The sequence below is a fragment of the Rhizobium sp. AAP43 genome (assembly GCF_001296045.1).
Lineage (GTDB): Bacteria > Pseudomonadota > Alphaproteobacteria > Rhizobiales > Rhizobiaceae > Allorhizobium.
The window spans coordinates 22,974-39,941 of sequence record NZ_LJHS01000061.1; the positions used below are offsets into that span (position 1 = coordinate 22,974).

Here is a 16,968-nt window from a genome sequence, read left to right on the forward strand (position 1 = left end):
ACGGCAGGTGCTTTGGCAAGCCCGAGGGGCTCTGCCATGCGCGTAATGTGCCAGCCGCTCCAAGCGAAACGGCTGGCACCGGGGCTCGATTAACGAGCGCCCTTCTGTACGCCTGCGAGGGTGGCGTTGATGTTCGACGCATCGACGATGCCGGGTCCTGTCAGGACCGGGCGGGTCGGAAGGTCGGTGCCGAAATCGATGTGGGCCGCGAGCAAGGTGACCGAGAGCAAGGACTGCAGATACGGCTGCTGGTCGATGGCGAAGGCTTGTTCCTTGTTTTTAATACGCGCGAGCGTGGATTCGCTGAAATCGAAGGATCCCAGGTGAACCTTGCCAATCCGGTCGGCTTGCTGGATGCCGATTGCAGCACTATCGGCGTCACCGGCACTGATTGTTGCCAGACCATCGATCGTCGGGTCTTGAAGCAGCGTCGCCTTGATGGCTTCTGCCACGGCGTTCGGATCGCCGAAGCTTGAGGAAGGAAGCGGGAGCGAGGTGGATTTGCCGCCCGACTTTGCGATGCCATCGGCAATGCCCTTGCAGCGGGACTCGATGTTTGCGGTTCCCGGCAGGGTGTTCACACAGACGACATTCTTCTGACCGTGCTGGCCGAAATATTCGCCGCCGGCAACGCCGGCAATGTATTCGTCGGAACCGACATAGTTGATGGCACCGAGTTCTTTCGCCTTTTCGGCGCTACCGGCATTCATCAGGATGACCTTGATGCCGGCTTCAACGGCCTGCTTGATGACGGGGTCTTCGGATTCTGGAACCCAGTTCGGGATGACCAGGCCATCGACCTTCATCGAAATTGCGGTCTGGATGAGCTGGACCACGTCAGGCGCGAAGTTGTCGTAGGTCTGTAGTCGCAGATAGTTCACGGATCCGCCATTGGCCGCTACCACCAACTGGGCATCGTCGACGCCCTTCTTGATCTTGTTCCAGAAGGCGTCGTCGTTCTTGCCGCCGACAACTGCGATGTTGGCGGCGGAAGCCGCCGTGACGCCGATGGTGAGAATGGCAGCCGCAGTTGCGAGCCTGGTGATGCATGTCAGAATGGTCATTGGGTTTCCTCCTCCTTGTCCGCCCCCTCGGCGGACTTTAAAAATGACTGGTGATTGCCCTCCGGGCCGGTCGGCTGGTGCGCCGTGTCCTCCTCGACGAGGCGCACCACATGTCTGTCAGCTTGTTTGCGAGTTCTTGGCGTTCATGCGTGCCTTCTTCTTTTCGAAGCGCGCCTCCATCCTGGCATCGCCCTCTCTGGTGCCGTCGTGCCAGGTGCCGAACAGCTTATCGAGTGGGATCAGGCCATCTCCGCCATAGTTCACCTCGAAATACTTATGGTGCAGGTAGTGCGCATAGGCATGACTATTGAGCGGCGTATTCTCGGTAATCTCCAGCTTGTCGAAACCGATATGTCCGTTCACGGCGCCGAAGCCGGCCGAGTGCAGCTGAAAGAGAGCCACAATCGGGTTGGACGGGATGACCAGGTGCCAGAACGCGACGGCGTGATACAGAAATCCTTCGATCGGATGCATCGACAAAGAGGACCACGGAGACGGGTTGACCGAATTGTGATGGACCGAATGGACCCACTTGTAGATCGGCTCCTGATGCATCAGCCAGTGAATGCAGAAGAAATGGACCTCATGGATGGCAGGGCAGAGCAGCACCAGGACGCAAAGATAGACGGGATGATCGGCCCAGTTCAGCCATGGAACCCAGCCATTGGCAAAGACCCAGAGAAAGAGCACTTCGACGACCGTCCAGAGTGGGATCGATATGAAGAAGGATCTCAGAAAATTATCGATGTTCTGGCTCTTGAACCAGAAGACATCCGACGGCTGTTCGCTGGGAAACTTGGCATTGTACTTGAACCGAGTGCCCTGCTTGCGCTTCACGTAGTAAATGAGCTCAATCGCACCGTAGAAAACAAAGATGGCGGATGCATTGACGGCATAAAGCCACAAGGCCCATCCCCAGCTCAATGTTGCCATGACCTCGCGGTCAGGGATGACTAGGTACCAATAGGCGAGCGTGGTTGCCATGTGGAAGGCGTTCCACGGAAACAGGTATTCCGGGATCCATTTGAGCACTGACAGGAATTTTGGCGGCCACGCCCAGAAGGGCGCAGTCTCGATCGGTGCATTTGGCGCCCAGTCGCCGCGCTTGTTTCGTTTGCCGTATTGCAGATCGTCCACTTGATCTCTCCTTGGACGGAAGGGCCGTCCCGTACGTTCATTCGTTGAAGAGAGGGATGACCGGGTGGATCACATAGAGACGCGATGACGCCTCACCCTAACTGGCGTGGCACCGCGCTTTGCTCGCCTGATCCTCCCGAACTGCCAGCCAATCCGTGGCTTTGCGGCAGTCCCTCTTCCTTGACAGAGAGCATGCCGAATTGAGCGACATCAAATCAAGCCTTGACTCAATGCTCCGCAAATGTTGTCTCTTTTATATCAGCAAGCACTCTCTAATGATGTTTTTTGTCTCAGGTGACCGATGATGATGCGACCAACGATCCGCGATCTGGCCGAGAAGGCAGGGGTGTCCGTCGCGACGGTAAACCGGGTACTTGCCGGGCAGGATGGCGTTCGGCCGGCCATGCGCGAGAAGGTGGAGCGGGCTGCCGGTGAGATCGGCTTTTACGGCTTGGGTGCGATCCAGAATCGCAATCTGGCAAGCAGGCCAAAATACCGGTTCGGCGTGCTGCTGCTGCAGCCGCATCGTCCCTTTTACCAGATGACCGCGGCTGCGCTGCGCGATGCCGCAAGAGCCGTGACCGATGCCGATGTCGAACTCCGTATCGAATTTCTGGAGGATCTTTCGCCGCAGAATACGGCTAGCCGTGCCCTGGAATTGTCTCGGGACTGCCAGGCCATTTGCGTCACAGCGGCAGTTCATCCGGTCGTGACCGAGGCGCTGGATCGGATCACGGATGACGGCGTGCCCGTTTTTGCCTTCATCACCCAGCTTTCGGCGACCGGTCAATTTCCTTATGTCGGCCTCGACAACTGGAAAGTCGGAAGGCAGGCGGCCTGGGCGATCGCGAATGTTTGCAAGGCGCCAGGCAAGATTGGCATTCTGCTCGGAAATCCGCGCTACCGAAATCAGGAGATGAACGAAACCGGATTCCGGAGCTATTTTAGGGAGTATGCCACCGAATTCACCTTGCTAGAGCCATTGTCCACGTTTGAATCCTCCGCCGTATCGCAAGAAATGACGGAAAAGCTGCTGCGCGAGCATTCCGACCTTGCCGGCCTCTATGTCGCGGGCGGCGGTATCAGCGGCGCATTATCGGCACTGCGCGCGCAGGGCAGAAGCGGCACCCTGGTCGTTGTCGGCTACGAACTCATGGACGTCACGCGCGCAGCCCTGCTGGATGGCACTATGACGGTCGCGATTGCTCATCCCCTTCGTCAGATGGCGGACTGCGCAATCAGTGGGATGATAGAGGCTGCATCGGCCCCTCAGGATGTCGGTAGCCTGACGAAGATCACGCCCTTCGAGATCTATACGCGGGAAAATATCTGAGTTGGATATACCCGGATGACCTAAGGCGTTTTCACCCAATCATAACTCCTTGGATCTTGAGGGTCCGGCGCCTTGCATGGGCATCCGGGTTTTGCTGTTCGACGGTTCAATGCTTCGGCACAGGTCCGTTGTTGGGACTGCCGTGTGGCTGGCGCCTGTTTGCGACATTCCGCCAAGCCGGCCTCTTCAGGAGCGAGTGGTAGGGTGAGGCACTGTAGATCTCGAAGCCGCACCATGGCTTCCAGATAAAATGAAGGAAGAAGGCTTCCTCACCATGGCCGTGCTGTTCTATGATCGAAAGCCTCGCGACAGGCGAAGGGTCGAAGGAATAAACGCATGAAATCCACGATGATGGCCACGGTCAGCGGACGGTTGAACATCGGATTCGTGCTTGCCCGGTCGTTCACGCTCTCCGCCTTTTCCCTGTTCGTTGATACGCTCAGGCTTGCAAGCGATGACACGGATAAGTCGGGACGGCGCTTTGCTGATTGGCATGTGCTGAGCAGCAAGGGCAATCTCATTGGTTCAAGCTGCGGTATCCAGGTCGCGCCGACGTCGGGCCTCGTCGATCCGACCCAGTTTGACTACATCGTCGTCGTGGGCGGGCTGCTCAATTGCGAAAACCCCGTTGATGAGGAAACGCTTGCCTATCTCCGCCGCGCGGCGGCCAAGAAGGTTCGGCTGATCGGGGTCTGTACGGGCACTTTCATCCTCGCTGAGGCAGGTCTGATGGCTAAGCACGAGACCTGTGTGAGCTGGCTGCATTATGATGCGTTTCGCGAACGCTTTCCTGATCTCGCTGTCCGAGCAGACAGGATCTTCCAGCTTGACCGGTCACGCGGCTCCTGCGCTGGCGGAAGCAGTGCCGCAGACATGGCGGCGCATATTGTCCGTCGGCATATCGGCCCGTCTGCGGAGCGCAATGCGCTTGAAGTCCTGCAGATCGACAAGGCACGAACGCATCTGGACATCCAGCCGCGCCGGCCTCTTTCGACCGATTATGACGATACGCGCTTGCGCGCTGTGATCCTGTTGATGGAGCAGAATATCGAAGAGATGCTGTCGATCTCGAAGATGGCGTCCGCCGTTGGTCTGTCGCGGCGGCAACTGGAGCGGTTGTTCGTCGAGAAGGCCAAGAGCACGCCATCGGCCGTTTATCGACGGATCCGCCTTGAGCGGGCGCGCCATCTGCTCGCGCGCACCAAGGCGCCACTGATCGAGATCGCCGTTGCCGTGGGTTTCGTGAACGCGTCGCACTTCTCCCGCGTCTTCCGCAGTGCCTATGGGCAGTCGGCGGCAGAATGGAGAAGTTCCATTGGCAACAGCGCGGCGGCTTGACGCTGGCCTTGGATCGCCTCGGGCTGTTTGGATCGGTCGGCTGTTCATCCTGCGCAAGTCGCTATCCGGCTTGCATCTCCACCAAAACAGATAGTATCATTCTCATGTTCTCAGGGCGGGGTGTAATTCCCCACCGGCGGTATCCGGCTTTGCCGGGAGCCCGCGAGCGCTTTCATTTCGGTGAAAGGCAGCAGATCCGGTGCGATGCCGGAGCCGACGGTTAAAGTCCGGATGGAAGAGGACATAGTCTGCGACGCCCTCCGCAAGGAGATGGCGTGGGCTTTGTTCGCCCAAGGGATGAATGGCGACCGCAGGGTCGTGGTTTGCCGCGAAAGCGGAGCACCCTTGAAAGGCATAGGAATGACTGTATCGAAAATTCAAGAGGCGATTTCCGCGCTTGCGCGCGGCGGCATGATCGTTGTGGTGGACGACGAGGACCGGGAAAACGAAGGTGATGTGATCGTCGCCTCCGAAGCAATCACACCCGAGGCCGTTGCTTTCATGATGAACCATGCACGCGGACTGATCTGCGTTGCTATGGAGGGAGATCGGCTGGATGCGCTCGATATCCCATTGATGGTGCCGCGCAACACCGAATTTCTGAAGACCGCGTTTACCGTCTCAGTCGACTATATCCATGGCACGACGACTGGAATATCTGCTGCAGACAGGGCCGCGACCGTGCGTGCGCTGCTGGATGAAAAGACGGTCGGAGAGGATTTTGCCCGGCCTGGCCATATCTTTCCTCTGCGCGCCCATCCGGAGGGTGTCCTTGGCCGTTCGGGCCATACCGAAGCTGCCGTCGATCTCGCGCGGCTTGCGGGTCTGAAGGCATCGGGTGTCATCTGCGAAGTGGCCAATGACGACGGCACCATGGCCCGTCTGCCGCAACTGGAGGTCTTTTGTGAAAAGCACAAGCTGCCGCTGATCACGATCGCGGATCTGACGCTCTATATTCAAGCGAAACGGGAAGAGAAGGCGGCTGCCGCCTGATTTCGAAGGCTACGGGGAGATGCCGGTTGCTGACCGCATCTCCCCCTATATCCATCATATGCTACTAATCTGCGATTGAGGCTTTCACTCGTGCGATGGCCTTCTGCCACCGGCGAAGCACATCCCGGCGCTTCTGATCTTCCACCGAGCCCGGCGCAAAGTTCAGCGCATGGCTGGTTTCGTCAAGCATCACGCCGAGGGTGCGAAGCGCCATGGAGGCGGCACCGAGGGCACCCACTTCCGCCTGATCGCCACGCATGACGGGTCGATCGAGGATATCGGCCTGAAGCTGCATCAGGAAATCATTCATCGAGGCGCCGCCGTCAGCCAGAAGACCGGCCAGAGGCTGGCCCGTATCCTGCTCCATTGCCCGGAAAACATCGGCAATCTGCAGCACGACCGCTTCCATCGTGGCGCGGGCCACATGCGCCGGCGTCGAGGCCAGCGTCATGCCGGCAATCGTACCCGTCGCCTCGTCGTTCCAGTGCGGTGCGCCGAGGCCTGCCAGAGCGGGAACGAAGGTGACATTGCCGCTGTCCGGAACGGTCTCGGCAAGATCGGACAAGGCTTGCGGCCCTGATAGTCCGAGCATGGTCGCGGCAAAGGCGATGGCCTGGGCCGATACCGTGATATTGCCCTCCAGGGCATAGGCAGTGCCGCTATCGTCCGACCATGCAATCGTGCTGGAAAGCCCGTGGCCGGACAGGACGCGCTCACCGGTGAGCGTCATCAGCGACGATCCCGTGCCATAGGTCGCCTTGACCAGGCCAGGGGCGCGGACGCCGTGCCCGTACAGCGCAGCATGGCTGTCACCCATCATTGCCAGGATCGGAACGCCGCCGGGAAGGGCGGTTGTGCCTTCCTGCGTCTGACCGAAAACACTGTTCGAGGGCAGGGGTTGCGGAAGTGCTGCGACCGGGACCCCGAACAGCCGGCAAACATCCTCGCTCCAAGCCAGCTTGGCCGTGTCGAACAATTGCGTGCGCGACGCGTTGGAGTGATCCGTCGCAAAGACCGCGCCGCCGGTCAGCCTGAACAGGAGCCAACTGTCGACGGTGCCTGCCCGCAAGCGCCCCTGTTCCGCAAGCTCGCCTGCCGCTTCGACATTTTCCATCACCCATCCCAGCTTGGAGGCTGGAAAGAGGGCGTTGATCGAAAGACCGGTCGTGCTCTCCACGCGCGCGTTTTGTCCAGCTTCGATCAGTGCCTGGCAGGCGGATGCCGTGCGGCGGCATTGCCACAGAATGGCGGGTGTTATGGCCTTGCCAGTTTGGGCATCCCAGACAACCAGTGTTTCGCGCTGGTTGCTGATGGCGATGCCGGAAATCTCGACCGGGCTCTGAGCTGCGACATCCGCGATGACAGCCTGGACGCTGGTCCAGATATCGTCTGCCGCCTGCTCGGCCCAGCCTGGTTTCGGATAGGTCGACCGGAGCGGTATCGAGGCCTTGGCAACGACGTGGCCCTGCCCGTCAACAAGCACGGCCTTGGTATTGGTCGTGCCCTGGTCAATGGCGATGACGAGCGGCTGCTTCATGGTCTTTTGCGTGCAATGGCGCGGCGCGCAGCGGACGCGATGCCGGTTTCGCTAATGCCGTAGTGTTCGAACAGCCAGTCAACCGAGCCGGTCACAACGAAGCCCGGGAAACCGACCCGCTCGACCGGAACGGGCAGGTGACCCGCGGTGAATTCGGCGACAGCACCGCCAAGGCCGCCACGAATATTGGCTTCCTCGACCGTCACGATGGCGCCCGTCTCGCTTGCTGCGGCGGACAGCGCCGCCTCGTCCAGCGGGTTGAGCGTCGCCATGTTGAGGACGCGAGCGGAGACACCTTCGGCTTGCAGGGCATTGGCGGCACGGGCGGCCAGATGCACGGTGGTGCCGCTGGCGATCAGGGTCACGTCCTGGCCCTCGCGCACGACTTCCGCCTTGCCCGGCCGGAAGACGCGGTTCGCGATGTCCAGATCGGGAACCGGCATGCGGCTCAGGCGGAGATAGACCGGACCGTCATGGGCAGCGGCCCATTTGACGGCCTCGGCTGTCTCCCAGGCATCGGCAGGCGTGACGACGGTGATCGCGTCGAGCGGACGCAGCCAGGCAAAGTCCTCGATCGAGTGATGCGTCGGACCAAGTTCGCCATAGGCGACGCCCGAGGACTGGCCGACGAGCTTTACGTTGAAGCGAGCATAGGCAATGTCGGCCTTGATCTGTTCCAGCGCGCGGCCGGTGAGGAAACAGGACGCTGCCGAAACGAAGGGGATCTTGCCGCCATTGGCAAGGCCGGCACCGACGCCGACCATAGTCTGTTCGGCAATACCGACATTGACCAGCCGGTCGGGGAACTTCTTCTGGAAACCACCGAGTTTCGAGGAGCCGATGGAATCGTTGACCACGGCCACGATATCAGGATTGTCGGCGGCAAGCTCTTCCAGCGTGCGCGCCCACGCGTCGCGGCAATCATGGAAGCCATCTTGTTTTGCGGCGGGAGCAGCCATCAGACCAGTTCCTCCATAGCAATTGCAAACTGTTCGGCATTCGGCACGCCATGGTGCCAGGATGCCTTGTTTTCCATGAAGGACACACCCTTGCCCTTGACCGTGTTGGCGATGACGCAAAGCGGCTTCGACTTGCCCGTGCGCGGTTCCGACAATATATCGAGCAGCCCGCCGAGATCATGGCCGTCGACCATAACGGCTTCCCAGCCGAAGGCGCGGAACTTGTCGTCCAGCGGATCGAGACCGTTGGTCTCTTCGGTTCCCATGCCCTGCTGCAAGCGGTTGCGGTCAACGATCAGCGTCAGGTTTTCGAGCTTGCGATGCCCGGCCGTCATCGCAGCTTCCCAGTTCGATCCTTCCTGCAACTCGCCGTCGCCGGTCAGAACGAAGGTGCGGTGATCGCTGCCGGAAATCTGGCCGGCGATGGCGATCCCCAGCGCGACCGGCATGCCGTGCCCGAGCGGTCCGGTATTCGTCTCGACACCCGGAAGATAGTTGCGGTTCGGATGGCCGTTCAGCTTCGAGTTCGGCTGCATGTAGGTCGAAAGCCAATCCTCGGGATAGTAGCCTGCGGCACAGAGCGCCGTATAAAGCGCTCCCGTTGCATGCCCCTTCGACATGATGAACCGGTCCCGCCCTTCGAGGTCGGGCTTTGCCGGATCGAAACGCATCACGCCGAAATAGAGGGTCGCGATGATGTCGATGGCGGAGAAATCGCCGCCCGGATGCCCGAGCTGGGCCTCATGGACCATCCTGAAGGCCCGTCGGCGCATCCACAGCGCCTTGTCCCGTATGGTTTGAACCGTATCGTTCTTCAGCATTCAATAAGCCTTTCAGTCAGGGCCGAACCCTTCCGCAACCGGCGCTCACATGGCGCCGAACAGTGCCTTCTGAGCAATCCGCAATGCGGCGATGGCATCATGCCGGCTCTGGGCCTCCTTGAGCGCATCGATATCGAGCGCATCCAGCCCCTTCGATGCGGCCTTGAGGAAGTCGATTGCGTGGTTCGCCGTTGCGATGCTGTCCTCGCGGAACGGGAACTGGTCGAGCTGCCAGACGCCATCCCAGCCATTCTTGCGCAGCACATAGAAGAATTCGAAGATCTCGATCGGATGCAGGCTGCCGGCAACCAGATCGTCGTCCCAGCTGCGGTAGTTGTCGTTCACGTCCATGCCGAAGAGACGACCGTAGTCGATGGCGAGCTGCGCGCTGTCGGCGGCGGATTCGCCACCCATGATCGCATGGCCGAAATCGAGAAGGATGCCGATATTGGGCAGGCCGATCTTTTCTATGCCGAGCAGCGTGCGGGCCACAGAGCCGAAGCTCATGCGCACGCGCGGTTCGCGCGGCTTGTATTCGATGACGAATTTGAGGTCCGGGTTTTCGGCTGCAAGCTGTCCCACGCCGTCGAGTGAATGCTTCCACAGGGTGCCGTGGTCAACCTGGAAGGGGTAGTCCCAACCGTCCTGGCCGGGCCAGAGCTTGACGTAGTCGGCGCCGAAATAGCGGACCTGGTCGCAGGCTTCCGTCACCAGTTCATGGGTGCGGCGGCGAACGCCCGCGTCGGGGTTGGTGAAGGAGCCCTTCGAGAATTCGCGGGTATAGATTTCCGGCGTGATGCCGATGACGCCGAGCTTGTTACGGTCGAGCGCTTCCTTGATCTGGGCATTGGAGAAGTCGCCGCCGAAGAAGGGGTAGTTGATGTCGACGACGGAGAGGTCCTTGACCTGTCCGGCAAGATCGATCGCGTCGATGACGCTGCGCGGTGCGCCATAGCCGTCGGTCGCATACCGATCCACATAGGTTGCAAAATGCCAGATGCCGGCGCCAAAACGCTGTGTCGTCATAGATCACTCCTCCGTTGTCGACTGCAAAAGACCACGCGAACCCCCATCAGAGGGCTTCGGCCGCAAATGGCGGCTTTTTGCCCTGGGCCGCAATAGTTGTCTTTCGAATGCTGTTGTTTGATTTCGATATCTTCCATATCTCGTAAATCTCGGCAAGGGTTTTTTCAATTTTGCGGGCTGAATTGCTGCATTGCGATATGAATCATCTGATTTTGCGCGCGTTTGCAGCATGTGGCGAAAGAAATCGACAGTTTGCGTCATAAAACAAAAACAGATTGACAGAATTCGAAATCATTCGATAGGAATTGGACAGGTCACGACTTGTGGCTTGCGAGAAAGGGAGGTTCTCATGAAAATTTCAAGACGTTTGCTGGTATCCGTTTGCGCCCTAAGCCTGTCCGGCTTTGTGCCTGGCTTCGCTATGGCTGCGGATACGATCGCCATCATCACGCCGAGCCACGACAATCCGTTCTTCAAGGCGGAGGCGGACGGTGCCGCGGCCAAAGCCAAGGAGCTCGGCTACGAGACGATGATCCTCGTGCATGATGACGATGCCAACAAGCAGAACGAGCTGTTCGACAGCGCCATCGCTGCGGGCGTCAAGGCGATCATCCTCGACAACGCCGGTGCGGATGCTTCCGTCGCCGCTGTACAGAAGGCCAAGGACAAGGGCATTCCGTCCTTCCTGATCGACCGCGAAATCACGGCTACCGGCGTTGCCGTGTCGCAGATCGTTTCGAACAACTACCAGGGCGCACAGCTCGGTGCCGAGGAATTCGTCAAGCTGATGGCGGAGGGCGGTAACTATGCCGAGTTGGTCGGCAAGGAATCCGACACCAATGCCGGCATTCGTTCGCAGGGCTATCACGATGTGATCGACCAGTATTCGAACATGAAGATGGTCGCCCGTCAGACGGCCAACTGGTCCCAGACTGAAGCCTATACCGTCATGGAATCCATGCTGCAGGCGCATCCCGATATCAAGGGCGTGATCTCCGGCAACGACACAATGGCCATGGGCGCCTATGCGGCCCTCGAAGCTGCTGGTCGAAAAGACGTTATCGTCGTCGGCTTCGACGGCTCCAACGATGTGCGTGATTCCATCCTCAAGGGTGGGATCAAGGCTACCGTCCTCCAGCCGGCCTACCAGCAGGCACAGCTGGCGGTCGAGCAGGCCGACAAGTTCATCAAGACCGGGTCCACCGGCGTCGATGAAAAGCAGCTGATGGATTGCATCCTGATCAATGCCGAGAACAGCTCGAAGCTCGAGACATTCGCGCTGAAGCCCTGAGAACGTGAGATCGCCACCCGGAAACCTCGTGTTCCGGGTGGTCCGTTCTGTGCAGAGAAATGGTCCTTCGATGATGAAATCCATCTTGCTCGCCTCGAGCATGCTCGCCTTGCTGTGCCTGTCCGGCTGCAAGCTGGTGAAAACCGAGAGCGCCGATCAAGCGTCGGCCGATCCGATCGCGGAACTGGTTGCCGAAAGCTTTGACGCCAAACTCGTCCCTGCGCTGACAGGGAAGGCGGTTGACTTCACAACGCTGCGTGATGCGCTGGCGTCGGGGCTCGATGGCGCCGGTTCGCGCTTCGGCCTCAAGGTCGGCGGTGCCGGTGGCGGCTGGAACTTCGTCGTCAAGGGGCAGGCGATGGTGGTCGCTGAAAACCGCGCCTCAAAGGCAGCCGTGGCCGAAATTGACATGGATGGTGACGGCAAAGCCGACGCTACCTTGCAGCTCGGTCCGGTGGTCAAGGGAACAGCATTGCGCGATGCGACAGCGCTCTTTGATTTTTCCACTTTCCGCGACCAGATCGAGTATGCCCGCCTCGGCCGCGCCCTGAATGATCGGGCCGTCTCGAAGCTGCCGTCTGCGGACGTGCCGCTGAAAGGCAAGTCGATCCAATTCCTGGGTGCCGTTGTCATCCGCTCGGTGAGCGAAAAACCGCTCATTACGCCGGTGTCGATCGAGGTCGTGCCATGAGCGAGGCACATCCTATCGGTCTGACGATCCGCAACGGCTCCAAGGTCTATCCTGGCACGCAAGCCTTGAAGAATGTCGATTTCGATCTGCGCCTTGGCGCCGTCAATGTGTTGGTCGGCGAGAACGGTGCCGGCAAGTCCACGCTGATGAAGGTGATCGCCGGTGTCGAGCAGCTGAACGGCGGTTCGATCACCCTTGATGGCAAGCCGGTCACCTTTGCCGACCGGGCGGATGCTGCGCGTCACGGTGTCGGCATCGTCTTTCAGGAACTCAATCTCTTTCCAAACCTCACAGTCGCCGAGAATATTTTCGTTGGACACGAGAAGACGATTGGTGGGGTCCATATCGATCGGGCAGGGCAGTCGGCCGCAGCCCGGGCGCTGATGAAGCGTCTGGAGCAGGATATCGATCCGGATACGCCGCTGGGCAATCTGAGGATTGGCCAGCAGCAGATCATCGAGATCGCCAAGGCGCTGGCGGAAAACGCCCGGATCCTCATCCTCGATGAGCCAACCTCCGCCCTGTCCGCGACAGAAGTCGAGGTCTTGTTCCGGGTGATCGGCGACCTCAAGCGGGAAGGTGTCGGCATTGTCTATATCTCGCATCGGCTGGAGGAATTGATCCGGATCGGTGACTACATCACCGTTCTGCGCGATGGCGTGATCACCGGTGCGCGCTCCATGCAGGGCGTCGATATCCCGTGGATCGTGGCCAACATGATCGGCAGTGCCTCAAAGGAATTTCCGAAGACGGAACAGCATGATCTCGGCGGTGAAGTCTTCCGGGTCGAGGATGTCTGCCTGCCGCGCGCTGCGGGTGGATATCTCGTCGATCACATGTCGCTCAGTGTGCGGGAAGGTGAGATCGTCGGCCTCTATGGCCTGATGGGGGCCGGGCGCTCGGAACTGCTGGAATGCATCATGGCCCAGCATCCCGCATCCTCGGGCCGCCTCTATATTCAAGGCGATCTGGTTCGGGAGAAGAGCGTATCGGGGCGTATTCGCCGTGGCCTTGCTCTGATTCCGGAGGACCGCAAGCGTGACGGTCTGGTGCAGATCATGTCGATCCGCGAGAACCTGACCCTGTCGTCGCTTGGTGACTTCACCCGGGGATTCCATCTCAGCCTCAAGGCAGAGGCGGCGAAGGCCGTCGAATTCGTCAAGCGTATGGCGATCAAGATCGCCAGCCTCGAACACCCGGTGTCGAGCCTGTCCGGCGGCAACCAGCAGAAGGTGGTGATCGGCAAGGCGCTGATGACCAAGCCGCGCATCCTGCTGATGGACGAGCCGTCTCGCGGCATCGATATCGGTGCCAAGGCCGAGATCTTCCGGACGATGCGCAAGCTCGCCTCGGAAGGCCTGGGCATTCTCTTCGTAACCTCGGATCTGGAGGAGGTGCTTGCCCTCTCCGACCGTATTCTCGTGATGGCGAATGGCAGGTTGACCGGTGATTTCCCGGCCGGTGCCGCCGCTTCGGACGTGATTTCCGCAGCAACGCCCAATTCGAACAAGGTCGAACACCAATGAGCAGCTCCGCCACCATGTCCACCGCCAAGCCGACCGGCTCGACCTCGCAGGCCTCCGCACTTCTGCTTCTGCTGCGCATGCGTACCTTCGTCGCGCTGATCCTGGTCTTCGCCTTCTTCGCGATTGCCGCGCCGAATTTTCTCAGCGGCGCCAACATGCTGATCATCTCCAAGCATGTGGCCCTCAATGCGCTGCTCGCCATCGGCATGACCTTCGTCATCGTGTCGGGCGGCATCGATCTCTCGGTCGGCTCGATCGTCGGCCTGTGCGCCATGGTGGCCGGTTATCTGGTCCTCTACGGCGTCGATCTGCAGATTGGCTACAGTCTTCAGTTCAACACGCTGGAGATCTGCCTGATCGTTGCGGTCGTCGGGGTGGTGATCGGGCTGGTGAACGGGCTGTTGATTACCAAGTTGAACGTGGCCCCCTTTATCGCAACGCTCGGCACGCTCTATGTGGCGCGCGGTGCCGCCCTTTTGTTCTCTGATGGCCGCACCTTCCCGAATCTCGCAGGCAATCCGGATTATGGGTCCGATACCTTCCGTCTGATTGGCTCCGGATCGCTCTTCGGCTTCCCGCTTTCGGTCTGGATCATGGTCGTCGTCGCCTTGCTCGCGGCCTATCTCGCCACCCGCACGCCGCTTGGCCGGCATATCTATGCCGTCGGCGGCAATGAGCGGGGCGCGGCTCTTTCCGGCGTCAACGTCGATCGGATCAAGCTCTTCGTCTACATGTTCTCGGGCTTTTGTGCCGCGCTTGTCGGTCTGATCATTGCCTCCCAGCTGCAGGCGAGCCATCCGGCGACTGGTGAGACCTTCGAGCTGAATGCCATTGCGGCGGCCGTTCTTGGTGGGACCTCGATGTCCGGCGGTCGCGGCCGTATCGGGGGCACCATCGTCGGTGCCTTCGTCATCGGCATCCTGGCAGACGGCCTGATCATGATGGGTGTCTCGTCCTTCTGGCAGACCGTCATCAAGGGGCTGGTCATCATCGCCGCCGTTGTTGTCGATCAGGTGCAGCAGAAACTGCAGGCACGGGTGGTTTTGCAGCAGCAGACGGCTTGAGGATTTCAACCGTCAGGCACTTGTTGAACGCGAAGGGTCAGCTTAAATCGAACAGTATCGTTTGCTTGCGAAATTCGAGGTTTGGACCGTCATATGGAAGCGAAGACTGAAAATGACTCTTCCGACTCCATGATCGGGCTTTTGTCCGAACCGCGGCGGCGCAGAATTCTGGAATGGTTGCAGGAAGAGGGCTCGGCCCGCGTCCGGGAACTGGCTTCGGCTTTCCATGTGTCGGAAGCGACGATCCGTCAGGATCTCGAGCGGCTGGAAAACGAGGGCTTCATCACCCGCGAACATGGCGGTGCCTACCTGAATTCGGTGGCACCGCAGACCGGCACCATGACGCTCCATCATCAGGAGAACATGGACAAGAAGCGCAAGATCGGCGCGCTTGCAGCTGGTCTTGTCAAGGATGGCGAAACCCTGATCCTCGACGCCGGCACCACCACGACCGAGATCGCGATGCGGCTGACCAACCGCCGCAACCTGACCCTGATCACCAATGCGCTGAACATTGCGATCATCCTCGGCGCCGTGCCGAGTTTCGCCGTCCACATGCCGGGTGGCCAGTTTAAATCGCCGACACTCTCTCTGTCGGGTGATAAATCTGTCGAATATTTCAGCAATATCTTTGCCGGAAAGCTGTTCCTCGCGACGGCCGGCGTCGATCTCGAGGCCGGTCTCACCTATCCGAGCTTCGCCGATCTGCAATTGAAGGAAGCCATGATCAAGGCCGCCGCCCATGTCTATCTCGTGGCAGATTCCTCCAAGATCGGCCGGTCATCCTTCACCCGTCTCGGATCTCTCGATGTCATCCAGTCACTGATCACCGATGACGGCATTCCGGACCGCGTTGCCCGTGAATTCGAGCGCCGTGGCGTGGAAGTACTGATCGCGGTCTGAAGCCTCGATCCTGGTTTCAGATGACCAAGACTTGCTCTATTCGTCGCCCGGTACCCCGTAAGATGGGGCCGCCGAGGGATTGAGTGCGCGGGTCACGTAGGCGCCTGCCTGTGGTTTGTAGATCTCCCAGGCATGAGCAACTGCGGCCACGGGGCATCCGTCGTCGAGCCAGTCGACACGCAGTTCCGCATAAGGCCAGCTTTGAGTGTCGACGATTAAAAGGCCGGCGGAGTGGATTGGGCCGGCTTCACCACCTGCCTCGACTGCTGCTGTCATGGCCGCCATCAATCTGTCGCCAAGCGGACCGGGCGAGTTTTCGAAAGCCGCGATCATGGCGGACGGCACGCCGTCATTTGCCAAAAGGTTTCCGCCTGCGGCGCAGTCCCGTCCGAAGGCCGAGGTCCATATTCCGAGCGCATTCGCGCCGGAATGAATGGCCGTCACCCCGTTTGCGTCGATGGCCAGCAGCTGGCGGTAGTCCGGAAAGTCATCGTGGTCGCGCGCTGCATGGACAGCCTCTTCGGCGCTGGCGCCGGTGGTGAGCCTGTCCAGTGCGAAGGGTCCAAGTGCCGGATTGGTGATATTCTGCGTTGCCACCGCACCGACCCCGGCGCGGGCCCAGGCGCAACGTGCGGCAACGGCGGGAGAGGATGAGGAGATCGCCACGCCGAACTGATTGGTCCTGGCGCAACGCGCCACAATGGAAAATGTCATGCGGAAACTCCCTGGTGGCGGATGATCTGGCGTGTGAATCGTCGCGTTGAAGATGAAGCGACAGGCCGGACACAGATCCGGCCCACCGGCTTTTCGCAGTCTGGATCAGTCCGGGATGACGGCGGTGGCATCGATCTCGACCAGCCATTCCGGGCGGGCCAGTGCGACGACGACGAGGCCGGTGCAGACCGGGAAGACGCCCTTGATATAAGCGCCCATGGTCCGGTAGACCGCCTCGCGGTGGCGCACATCGGTCAGGTAGACGACGAGCTTGGTGATGTGTTCCGGCTTGCCGCCGGCTTCATCGACGAGCTGCATGATGTTCTGCATTACCTTGTGGGTTTGCTCGACGGGATCATGGCTGTCGATATTCTTCGCCGTGTCGAGATCCTGCGGGCACTGGCCGCGCAGGAAGATCGTCGTGCCGCGTGCGACAACGGCCTGGCAGAGATCGTTGTCGAGGTTCTGCTCGGGATAGGTTTCCTTGGTGTTGAACTTGCGAATGCGGGTATGGGCCATTTGCGTCTCCATGGGATCAGGCAATCAATTGCGGGAGCTGTGTTTAGGGCCG

Annotated in this window: 16 protein-coding genes and 1 riboswitch; of the genes, 8 read left to right on the plus strand and 8 right to left on the minus strand. The window is 60.0% G+C overall.

Annotation, left to right across the window (positions count from 1 at the left end):
* Positions 1-89 precede the first annotated feature (89 nt).
* Entirely contained in the window at positions 90-1,064 is a 975-nt protein-coding gene (locus tag IP76_RS21755; protein ID WP_054160340.1) for a substrate-binding domain-containing protein, read from the minus strand.
* 117 nt (positions 1,065-1,181) lie between these two features.
* Positions 1,182-2,201, minus strand: coding sequence for a sterol desaturase family protein (locus IP76_RS21760; protein WP_054160341.1), 1,020 nt, complete (start codon positions 2,199-2,201; stop codon positions 1,182-1,184).
* Between the two features lie 304 nt (positions 2,202-2,505).
* Between IP76_RS21760 and IP76_RS21765 the strand changes: the two genes are divergently transcribed.
* From IP76_RS21765 to ribB, 3 genes are all read left to right on the plus strand, one after another.
* Positions 2,506-3,534, plus strand: coding sequence for a LacI family DNA-binding transcriptional regulator (locus tag IP76_RS21765; protein ID WP_054160385.1), 1,029 nt, complete (start codon positions 2,506-2,508; stop codon positions 3,532-3,534).
* A 336-nt stretch (positions 3,535-3,870) separates the two neighbouring features.
* Positions 3,871-4,872, plus strand: a complete 1,002-nt coding sequence (locus IP76_RS21770; RefSeq protein ID WP_054160342.1) for a GlxA family transcriptional regulator — start codon at positions 3,871-3,873, stop codon at positions 4,870-4,872.
* Positions 4,873-4,974: 102 nt separating this feature from the next.
* A riboswitch (FMN riboswitch) is annotated at positions 4,975-5,119 on the plus strand.
* 113 nt (positions 5,120-5,232) lie between these two features.
* Entirely contained in the window at positions 5,233-5,865 is a 633-nt protein-coding gene (gene ribB / locus IP76_RS21775; RefSeq protein WP_054160343.1) for a 3,4-dihydroxy-2-butanone-4-phosphate synthase, read from the plus strand.
* Positions 5,866-5,929: 64 nt separating this feature from the next.
* On the opposite strand, the gene IP76_RS21780 is transcribed toward ribB, so the two are convergent.
* The 4 genes from IP76_RS21780 to IP76_RS21795 are packed head-to-tail and all read right to left on the minus strand — an operon-like array spanning position 5,930 to position 10,208.
* Positions 5,930-7,402 carry an FGGY family carbohydrate kinase gene (locus IP76_RS21780; RefSeq protein ID WP_054160344.1) on the minus strand — a complete coding sequence of 491 codons (1,473 nt, stop codon included), beginning with the start codon at positions 7,400-7,402 and terminating at the stop codon, positions 5,930-5,932.
* Positions 7,399-8,361 carry a transketolase family protein gene (locus IP76_RS21785; protein WP_054160345.1) on the minus strand — a complete coding sequence of 321 codons (963 nt, stop codon included), beginning with the start codon at positions 8,359-8,361 and terminating at the stop codon, positions 7,399-7,401. Before IP76_RS21785 ends, IP76_RS21780 begins: the two co-directional genes overlap by 4 nt.
* Positions 8,361-9,182 carry a transketolase gene (locus IP76_RS21790; protein ID WP_054160346.1) on the minus strand — a complete coding sequence of 274 codons (822 nt, stop codon included), beginning with the start codon at positions 9,180-9,182 and terminating at the stop codon, positions 8,361-8,363. Before IP76_RS21790 ends, IP76_RS21785 begins: the two co-directional genes overlap by 1 nt.
* Before the next feature lie 45 nt (positions 9,183-9,227).
* Positions 9,228-10,208 carry a sugar phosphate isomerase/epimerase gene (locus IP76_RS21795; protein ID WP_054160347.1) on the minus strand — a complete coding sequence of 327 codons (981 nt, stop codon included), beginning with the start codon at positions 10,206-10,208 and terminating at the stop codon, positions 9,228-9,230.
* Positions 10,209-10,557: 349 nt separating this feature from the next.
* Between IP76_RS21795 and IP76_RS21800 the strand changes: the two genes are divergently transcribed.
* The 5 genes from IP76_RS21800 (at position 10,558) to IP76_RS21820 (ending at position 15,683) form a co-directional block, all read left to right on the plus strand.
* Positions 10,558-11,499 carry a D-ribose ABC transporter substrate-binding protein gene (locus IP76_RS21800; protein ID WP_054160348.1) on the plus strand — a complete coding sequence of 314 codons (942 nt, stop codon included), beginning with the start codon at positions 10,558-10,560 and terminating at the stop codon, positions 11,497-11,499.
* 70 nt (positions 11,500-11,569) lie between these two features.
* Positions 11,570-12,190 (plus strand): DUF2291 family protein, encoded by a 621-nt coding sequence (locus tag IP76_RS21805; protein ID WP_054160349.1) that lies wholly within the window; start codon positions 11,570-11,572, stop codon positions 12,188-12,190.
* The gene (locus IP76_RS21810) at positions 12,187-13,716 is read left to right on the plus strand and encodes a sugar ABC transporter ATP-binding protein (RefSeq protein ID WP_054160350.1); all 1,530 of its coding nucleotides are present in this window, start codon (positions 12,187-12,189) and stop codon (positions 13,714-13,716) included. Before IP76_RS21805 ends, IP76_RS21810 begins: the two co-directional genes overlap by 4 nt.
* A 14-nt stretch (positions 13,717-13,730) precedes the next feature.
* Complete coding sequence (locus tag IP76_RS21815; RefSeq protein WP_054160386.1) at positions 13,731-14,780, plus strand: ABC transporter permease; 1,050 nt, start codon at positions 13,731-13,733, stop codon at positions 14,778-14,780.
* 93 nt (positions 14,781-14,873) lie between these two features.
* Positions 14,874-15,683: a DeoR/GlpR family DNA-binding transcription regulator gene (locus IP76_RS21820; protein ID WP_082352670.1), complete on the plus strand. Its 810-nt coding sequence runs from the start codon at positions 14,874-14,876 to the stop codon at positions 15,681-15,683.
* 36 nt (positions 15,684-15,719) lie between these two features.
* Here the strand turns inward: IP76_RS21820 and IP76_RS21825 are convergent, their stop codons facing one another.
* Positions 15,720-16,397, minus strand: a complete 678-nt coding sequence (locus IP76_RS21825; protein ID WP_054160351.1) for a DUF1028 domain-containing protein — start codon at positions 16,395-16,397, stop codon at positions 15,720-15,722.
* A 105-nt stretch (positions 16,398-16,502) separates the two neighbouring features.
* Positions 16,503-16,916, minus strand: a complete 414-nt coding sequence (locus tag IP76_RS21830) for a RidA family protein (protein ID WP_054160352.1) — start codon at positions 16,914-16,916, stop codon at positions 16,503-16,505.
* Positions 16,917-16,968: the final 52 nt, after the last annotated feature.

What these genes read in the sequence shown, in the direction of transcription:
- IP76_RS21805 (WP_054160349.1), top strand. Translation starts at nt 11,570, where the DNA reads ATGATGAAATCCATCTTGCTCGCCTCGAGCATGCTCGCCTTGCTGTGC.
- IP76_RS21780 (WP_054160344.1), bottom strand. Translation starts at nt 7,402, where the DNA reads ATGAAGCAGCCGCTCGTCATCGCCATTGACCAGGGCACGACCAATACC.
- IP76_RS21755 (WP_054160340.1), bottom strand. Translation starts at nt 1,064, where the DNA reads ATGACCATTCTGACATGCATCACCAGGCTCGCAACTGCGGCTGCCATT.
- ribB (WP_054160343.1), top strand. Translation starts at nt 5,233, where the DNA reads ATGACTGTATCGAAAATTCAAGAGGCGATTTCCGCGCTTGCGCGCGGC.
- IP76_RS21810 (WP_054160350.1), top strand. Translation starts at nt 12,187, where the DNA reads ATGAGCGAGGCACATCCTATCGGTCTGACGATCCGCAACGGCTCCAAG.
- IP76_RS21800 (WP_054160348.1), top strand. Translation starts at nt 10,558, where the DNA reads ATGAAAATTTCAAGACGTTTGCTGGTATCCGTTTGCGCCCTAAGCCTG.
- IP76_RS21830 (WP_054160352.1), bottom strand. Translation starts at nt 16,916, where the DNA reads ATGGCCCATACCCGCATTCGCAAGTTCAACACCAAGGAAACCTATCCC.
- IP76_RS21815 (WP_054160386.1), top strand. Translation starts at nt 13,731, where the DNA reads ATGTCCACCGCCAAGCCGACCGGCTCGACCTCGCAGGCCTCCGCACTT.
- IP76_RS21785 (WP_054160345.1), bottom strand. Translation starts at nt 8,361, where the DNA reads ATGGCTGCTCCCGCCGCAAAACAAGATGGCTTCCATGATTGCCGCGAC.
- IP76_RS21765 (WP_054160385.1), top strand. Translation starts at nt 2,506, where the DNA reads ATGATGCGACCAACGATCCGCGATCTGGCCGAGAAGGCAGGGGTGTCC.
- IP76_RS21820 (WP_082352670.1), top strand. Translation starts at nt 14,874, where the DNA reads ATGGAAGCGAAGACTGAAAATGACTCTTCCGACTCCATGATCGGGCTT.
- IP76_RS21795 (WP_054160347.1), bottom strand. Translation starts at nt 10,208, where the DNA reads ATGACGACACAGCGTTTTGGCGCCGGCATCTGGCATTTTGCAACCTAT.
- IP76_RS21770 (WP_054160342.1), top strand. Translation starts at nt 3,871, where the DNA reads ATGAAATCCACGATGATGGCCACGGTCAGCGGACGGTTGAACATCGGA.
- IP76_RS21790 (WP_054160346.1), bottom strand. Translation starts at nt 9,182, where the DNA reads ATGCTGAAGAACGATACGGTTCAAACCATACGGGACAAGGCGCTGTGG.
- IP76_RS21825 (WP_054160351.1), bottom strand. Translation starts at nt 16,397, where the DNA reads ATGACATTTTCCATTGTGGCGCGTTGCGCCAGGACCAATCAGTTCGGC.